The organism is Maribrevibacterium harenarium (genome assembly GCF_006385675.1).
Classification (GTDB): Bacteria; Pseudomonadota; Gammaproteobacteria; order Pseudomonadales; family Marinomonadaceae; genus Marinomonas; species Marinomonas harenarium.
This window is the reverse complement of record NZ_VFRR01000031.1, coordinates 24,242-31,340: the sequence shown is the minus strand read 5'-3', so window position 1 is coordinate 31,340 and position 7,099 is coordinate 24,242. Positions and strand designations below refer to the sequence as shown.

General features: G+C 42.4%; 4 protein-coding genes. 3 read left to right on the top strand and 1 reads right to left on the bottom strand.

Features of this window, described 5'->3' with window-relative positions; all coding sequences use genetic code 11:
* The first annotated feature begins 310 nt into the window (after nucleotides 1-310).
* Genes FJM67_RS13230 through FJM67_RS13220 form a run of 3 tightly spaced genes read left to right on the top strand, consistent with a single transcriptional unit; the run spans nucleotide 311 to nucleotide 5,785 of the window.
* Nucleotides 311-3,247: a DEAD/DEAH box helicase gene (locus tag FJM67_RS13230; protein ID WP_181161506.1), complete on the top strand. Its 2,937-nt coding sequence runs from the start codon at nucleotides 311-313 to the stop codon at nucleotides 3,245-3,247.
* Nucleotides 3,240-4,508: a hypothetical protein gene (locus FJM67_RS13225; protein WP_219845987.1), complete on the top strand. Its 1,269-nt coding sequence runs from the start codon at nucleotides 3,240-3,242 to the stop codon at nucleotides 4,506-4,508. The genes FJM67_RS13230 and FJM67_RS13225 overlap by 8 nt, the downstream gene beginning before the upstream one ends.
* On the top strand, nucleotides 4,508-5,785 hold the full coding sequence (locus tag FJM67_RS13220) for a hypothetical protein (protein WP_140590008.1): 1,278 nt from the start codon (nucleotides 4,508-4,510) through the stop codon (nucleotides 5,783-5,785). The genes FJM67_RS13225 and FJM67_RS13220 overlap by 1 nt, the downstream gene beginning before the upstream one ends.
* Nucleotides 5,786-5,921: 136 nt before the next feature.
* On the opposite strand, the gene FJM67_RS13215 is transcribed toward FJM67_RS13220, so the two are convergent.
* Complete coding sequence (locus FJM67_RS13215) at nucleotides 5,922-7,043, bottom strand: Card1-like endonuclease domain-containing protein (RefSeq protein WP_140590007.1); 1,122 nt, start codon at nucleotides 7,041-7,043, stop codon at nucleotides 5,922-5,924.
* Nucleotides 7,044-7,099 lie beyond the last annotated feature (56 nt).

Sequence of the window (7,099 nt, the reverse complement as noted above, 5' to 3'; positions counted from 1 at the left end):
TATAAAATATTACCAACCCTGTCATCCCTAGCTAGTTCAAACACTGCGATGAATCAAACTCTAAAAATAGGTGTGGTTCGGCGGACGCTTACATAAAAAACGAGTTAGTGATATTTCTACTCTAGTTAAAGTACTTCAAGAGTCATCAAAGCAACTTAATGGTAAAAGGTATTACTAAATGTCGGAAGTGCTTCAATCGGTTCCATTCTGGCCTGAAGAAAAGGTTGCAAAATACAGTGCTAGTATTTCCTTGTTGTATCGTCTTGATAAGAACTATTTAGATCAGAATTGGCCAGACAATGGTCCAACATTGGCTGCTGTCTTATCTCAATTGACATCAGTTAAAAGGGGGTGGGTCTCTTCTTTTAAGCCCCGAGACACAGTCATCATAACAATTATAACTGGTCAGTATAAGGTAACAATCAATGTGTCTCTCAGTGAGGGTCGATCTAGACTGTGGTTGAGTAAAGTCTATTTTGCAAACAACCAAGATCGTCAGCGTATGTTAGAAAAAGGCACTTTGTTGGACTTTGATGGTTTGTCATTCTTTACGGGAAACGAATTCCGTGTTGGTCCTGAAGCTTCAAACAGTTGGTACAAATCAGGCATTTATGCGGATGATCTGCTTAAGGCGATTAATTCACCTTGGAATGTTGCCGGCCAAGAGGTTGAAGATAGCGAGTATGAGGACGATGTACTAACTATAGAAGAACAAGAAGCGATAGAGGTTTTACGTTGCTTTGTTGATTCTGAATACGAGCTAGAGCGCATCGCTGCTCAGCAGTCTATGCCATTCGAGGCTCTCTCAATCGGCGCTCGTAGTCAGCGTACGACTTACCGCCTTCATTACGAAATCAGATTCGATGAGCATGATTACAATCGGCTGCTTGATGCAAAACCAACGTTGCTAGAAATGCTTAACGAGATGCGTGAGCCTACTGATATCTTGATGGAGGTGACGGACCTTAATCCAATTGAGAATCAACCCGTTGTTTATGTCAGTGTGGAAAAACAAGCATCTGCAGGACAAGTTCCAGATCAGGCGTTTTTTAATATTGCCGCGTTACCTACTCTTAAAAAGGTACGTAACGATGTTATAGATTTACTGGAAGCCGAAAAGACAAAAAATACCTGGTTGCTGCCACTTGCTGCAGGCGTATACCAGCATAACCTTCTAGCTGCGGTGAACGTCCCATTGCTTCCCAGCAAATTTCCACCAACTCCTTCACAGGTTAAAGCTATCAACAGTGGTGCCGGTAGCGAGGACTATACTCTAGTTTTAGGCCCTCCTGGAACCGGTAAAACTACTGTTATTTTGCAGTGGGTGAAGTACTTTGCAGCGCAAGGGAAGCGCGTTTTGGTTACGTCGCAAAATAATAAAGCCGTAGACAATGTATTGGAACGTCTAGCTGAAGAAGATGATTTTGAGTGCTTGCGTATAGGCAATGAGAATAAAATTAGCTCTTCGTTAGAAAGTATCATGCTCGATAACAAGGCCGCAGAGTTACAAGAACGGATGTTTTCCGCAGCGGATGAAACTCTTGCTCATCTTGAAAAGCAGCTCGGTTATCTAAAGATTTTGCTGACCCACCGCCAAGATATCGAGACCGCTATTGATCGTTTAGTCCAAGCAGAAACTGATCAGGAAGTGATAATATCTAGCTTGGAAAGTCTGAAGGCCATGGTGATTACCTGTGAAGGCAATATCTTGGCTAAAGATAATGAGGTTCATCACGTAAACCGTATAATTCAGAATATCAATGATAGTGGATGGTTATTCTTTAAGCCCATTATGCGTTTGTTAAATAGACGCAAAGTGAAGCGCTTTCAAAATAAGATTCATCAGCTCAAAGATAGTATTGGTCAGAAACATTTAGAGCGTAATAAATTGTTTGCCCAGATAAGAGACTATCGGATTGAATTGAAAGCAATACAACAGAAAATTATCCAGAGTCGTCATCGTATTGATGGTTACATACAACCGATTGAGCCTTTGATCGAGGAGATCCAGCTACCTGGGCAGAATGGTGAGCGGTTGACGAAACTTGACTTACTAAACCTAGATCAATCATTCAGAAAACTAGACAGTATCCATGCCAATTTGACTAAGTGGTTCTACAAACTCAAAAACGAACGCCAGCAGGCGTTGTATAAAATTTTGATTGAAAACGTCAATGTGGTTGGTGCCACCTGTATTGGTATCAACACCAAATCCTTATTTCGGGAACTAGATTTTGATGTCGTCATCGTTGATGAGTCTGGGCAAATTCAGCTACACAATTTAATTGTCCCATTGTCTCGAGCGAATAAAGCCATATTAGTTGGTGACCATAAGCAGTTACCACCGGTAGTTGGGGACGAAATGATGGAGGAAATTGATGCCAAAGGGTTTTCTGATTATCGAGATTTATACCGATTAAGTTGGTTTGAGCATCTTTGGAATGCTGCCCCCGAAGACAGAAAAATTATGTTGGATACTCAGTTTCGTTGTCCCTCGATCATCAGTGATTTTGTTTCCGAAGCATTTTATGAGGGGAATTATTTTGCTGGTACAGGCATGGAGAAGAAACAGCCGTTGTTATCCTTCTGCCCACAGCCCATGGTATGGATTGATACAACTTGGTTAGATGGTAAAAATGAAAAGGCTAGATTAGAGGGTGGTCGGTCGGTTGTTCAAGATAACCCCTGTGAGACCAAACTTGTTATTGAGCTATTAAAAACAGCCATTCACGAAGTTCCTGAGCTCGCAGATAAGCGTGAGATCGGTATTCTCGTACCCTATGCAAGTCATGTGAAAGCGATTCAAACGGCGATTCGGCGGGCTCAAAAGCGTGGAGAGTTACTCGAATTGACGATGCCACTGAATGAGTTAGTTGCGTCAGTTGATAGTTTCCAGGGCCAAGAGCGAGATTTAATTATTTTCACCTTCACACGGTCCAATCCGCAGGGAAAAGTTGGCTTTTTATCGGATTGGCGACGCCTAAATGTGGCACAGACCCGTGCAAAGAAACAGCTAATTATGATCGGTGATTCGCAAACGCTAACTAAAGGCGCGAATCGAGCACAAGCCAATGATGTTGCATTTAAACAAGCGATGCAGTTATTGAAAGGTCAATGCCAGCAAAAAGGGGCGATACTCCAAGCAGCTCGCTTTTTGCCAGGAGCAAAGACAGTGGCACGTCCTAAAATACAGAGTCATCCAAACAGCGTGAGCATGAAGCCTGAAGCGGAAGGATACCATGGCTAAGAAAGATTCGGCACCAAAGAACTCAGATCAAAAATTGTATTTTAAAGCCTATGCTAGTAGCTATGGTGAGGTATTGAATAACCAACTTAGCCCTGGTGAGACATTGTTTTACGTGCGAGACAGCTTACTGCCTATATTGAATATTAAAATGATTATCCATGAGCGTAGTCGAGAAGAATTCAATGATATTGATTTAATGCTTTTAAAGTTAATTGAACAAGGGATTGGTTTAGTTAGGTCCATCGTTACCTTGACAGGGTTAGCAGAAAAACTGGTTAGAAAGCATATTGCTGAGATGATTGGAATGTCTCTGTTAACTAATGAATCAGAGCGACTAAGACTAGCGCCGCTTGGGGTGGAGACGTTAAAGCAAGGTGTTCCTATAAAGATTGTACAACGTTCATTTCGTTACTGTGCAGTATCCGAGCAATTATTGCCTAGGACAGCTTATCAGTTGCCGTTTAACAAGGTAGATCAACTACGTACTAGCGATGTAAGGAGAAAAGTTAAATCTCACCATATCTTGGATGAGGCTGCTCTCGTCAATCTAAAAGGATTGGATCTTTCTACAGTAGAATCTAAACGCGATCTGAATATAACTGACGAAACAATTTCTTTTGGCGATATGGTTGGATATTCCTCTGGTTATTTGCAAACCCGTCTATTTTTGATTGGGAAAAAAGAACCTGAGAGGGCTTTAGTGGCATTTGGTGAAACCACGCGAGAGTATGATTTAAAATCTATTCTACCCACGATTAGTGTTCTAAATGATGATTGCACACTGGAAAAACTGCGTGAGTATAATCAGATCCAATCTCCCTCATATGGTGAAGGAGAGGTGGGGCTAGATCAGTTTGGGTTGCCGATTGTCAGCATTACTCGGGCCAATTTAGAGTGGTTATCGAAGAAACTTGAATCAGGAATACAAGCTATTTTGCTATGTGGTACTTCTCAATATTCAGCTAAGCCTGTAGGGCTAAAAGCAAGGAATAAATATCCGGAGCTATCAGGTTTGACAATACGTTATCGACTACTTGAAGAGAGCCGGCAGAATGATGCAAATATACTGAGAAGCTTTTATGACGATATGGAGAGGTATTATAAATTGCCTCGCGAGAAACAACCATTTAAACGTTTTTCGCAGTATGTAAAAGATACATATTCAGAAAAGGAAACCGAGCAGGTACGGGAACTAGCCAAGCTGTATTCAATAGAACGAATTTTGAGTAATTTGCCTCGACCAATTGAGGTTATGGATTGATGAAGAAATACCACTGGCAAGGCTGGGGCCTGCTACCGCTATTTATATCAAAGACAGTGTTTAACAAGATAGTCGCTGCTCCGGGTTGGTTTCATTGGAGTGAGGGACTAGGCCAAGATCAAATCAAGGACTTGAGACGTTTTTATACACGCGCTGCTGCTGATCTAATGCGTCCCATGTCTAGTGGACGGTTTGTCTTTACTTCGATGGATGGTGACACCCCTTTGTTGACGATGGTTCCTACTTATTCTGAACAAATCGGTTCTGCTTCAATAAATGTTACCAAGTTACAGTTAATAGCATTGGGGGAAGTCAGCCTCTTATATATTCATTTTGAAAGTAGTAGTCAATTTGATATGCATGCGGTCTCTGAATTAAATCGGGTAGTTTTTCAGTGGGAGCCTCGAACACAGGCTCATCAAATTACACGCTGGAGAAATCAAGATGGGCATGTAAGACCACTAAAACAGCAGATAAGTGATTTGATCGGGATTGTTTTAGAACAAGATAGTCATTACGAGGAGGATGCTTTTGGCCATGAGTTGGTTAATTGTTCTTGGATTAGGCAGATGGATAATTCTGGTCTAGGAGAAAATTTATGTGTTAGTGATTTGAGTGCTGGTATTAATCTTTCTGACCCAAGGTATCAACTTTCTGATCAAGAGAAAAAACGCCTGTTAGATAATCAATTCAGTTACTGGGCAGATTGGCGATGCCAATTTAATCTCAATCGTTTAGTTTTTGTTGATCAGACTGAGGGAGATTCAGCACTCGCTTTTAACTTATCAGGAAATAATTACTATCTGGATTTGCTTGCTGCTGTTATAGGGCAAAGAGCAACGCTGAATCGTTTCAAAGATGAAATGGTGCTCTGCTCAAATAAGCAAAGAGGGAATCTATACGAGCGTATCGCAATATTTCGAAAACAGTACAAAATTTCCAACATATCCACCTACCCGTTTGCCGAACGGTTGTATCAGTATCTTTGCTATCAAACAGATTTAGAGTTGGTTGAGGAAAAGACATTTGTGGAACTAGAGCATAACTATGCTCTATGGAAACAGGAAAAAGAAGACTCATCGAATGCCGTAATGTTGTTAGTTTCTTTGGTGGCTGCCTTATTGGTGCCAGCGAGTTCCATAGCAACAATAATGGCACTATCGAAAAGCCAAATGAATTTGTTGTACTGGTCTCTATCTGGGGGAATCACTTTAGTCACGGTTCTTGTAATGATATGGCCGCCTTTGAAGCGCTACTGGAAGGGCCGAAAGTCCTGAAGGAGTAGCGCTAAAGATTTTGGGTATAATAGAAATCTAGGAATGTAATACTAAGAGTCGGTGTTTTTCAAGGTAGTTGTCGTCTGAGGTATTAAGCTGTACTCGAGGACTGTTTTCGGCATCCTTGCGTCTCCTATTATTGTTCTTCGATCCAGTGTTTTAGGTGATATTGCAACTGTGGTATCTGGTTGCCGCTGACTACGTGGATGTCATAGAGTCCAGCGCGGTTTATGGTGCCGCCAGGCAAGTCAAACAGGCTGATTACCATTCCCTTGACGTCGGCGCCAAGGGCGTTGGCGAGGGCTTCGAGTTTGTAAACGATGGCGTTAGCATCAGCGATTTTGTTGGATAGGTAAGAGGTTTTGACCTCGATAAGGTGTAGTTGGTTGTCGGCTAAGAAAACCACATCCAGCTCGTTTTTGATTCCTTCCGGGTAACGTATTTCTAGACCGAGCCGAACGTCTTGGATTTCAGGCACTCTTTCGCGTAAGGCGCGCACTTGGTCGTAGACGTACAGCTCTAGCCAGCCACCATTGCAGTAAACTTTTGCCGCTTCCGACGCGAGTGTTATGTGCTCGTCAGCGACAGTTGCAAGCCCCGCTTTTTCTAAATCACTAAACAATAGCTGTACATCTTTACCGTGTTGCTTGTTTGAGTAATTGACGCTGTAGGTGCCAGCGTGATCGCCAAAATTTGGTGATGCCGATCCGGCTAGGTAATTGAGTCCACGAAAAGTGTCATAGTCTGCTGGGTAGCTTGCCCAAAGATTTGTTAAAGCACGAAGCTCTGCTGTGATTGGCATGTCCAAACCACTCTTTTCAAGAGAGATTTGGTGGGCTTTGAAGTAATACTTGAGGGAAGCTTGGTTCTCCACTTCAATCGGTTGGCGAGTACTCGGTGGTAGCCAATGTTGGAAATCTTCGTCATCAATAAGATACGTTGGTAGTTGCTGTTGTAGCGCGAAATGGTACAAGCCTAGGACCGATACCGGTTCACCAGCGCTGAGGTTAAAAAGGATTTCTTTATCTGAATGGTTTAGGAGACATTGACTTAATCGCTGATAGTCGTCTGCGGTAGGTTGCTTCGGCCAGTGGAGTACTTCAGGCACTGAATTTTTATAGGTCAAGCTATCTATGACTGCTCGTTCGAGGGATTTATCGGCTAGCACCAGAAGTTTGGCTTCGCCGTTTGAGTTGATCGCAGGCAGATAACTCTTGAAGTTATACTCACCCCAGAGGCTTACGTGAAGTTGTTCCATGTTAAGTCATTGTCCTTACGACTGATCCGTAACTGTTTAATTCTGAATGCGTTTAT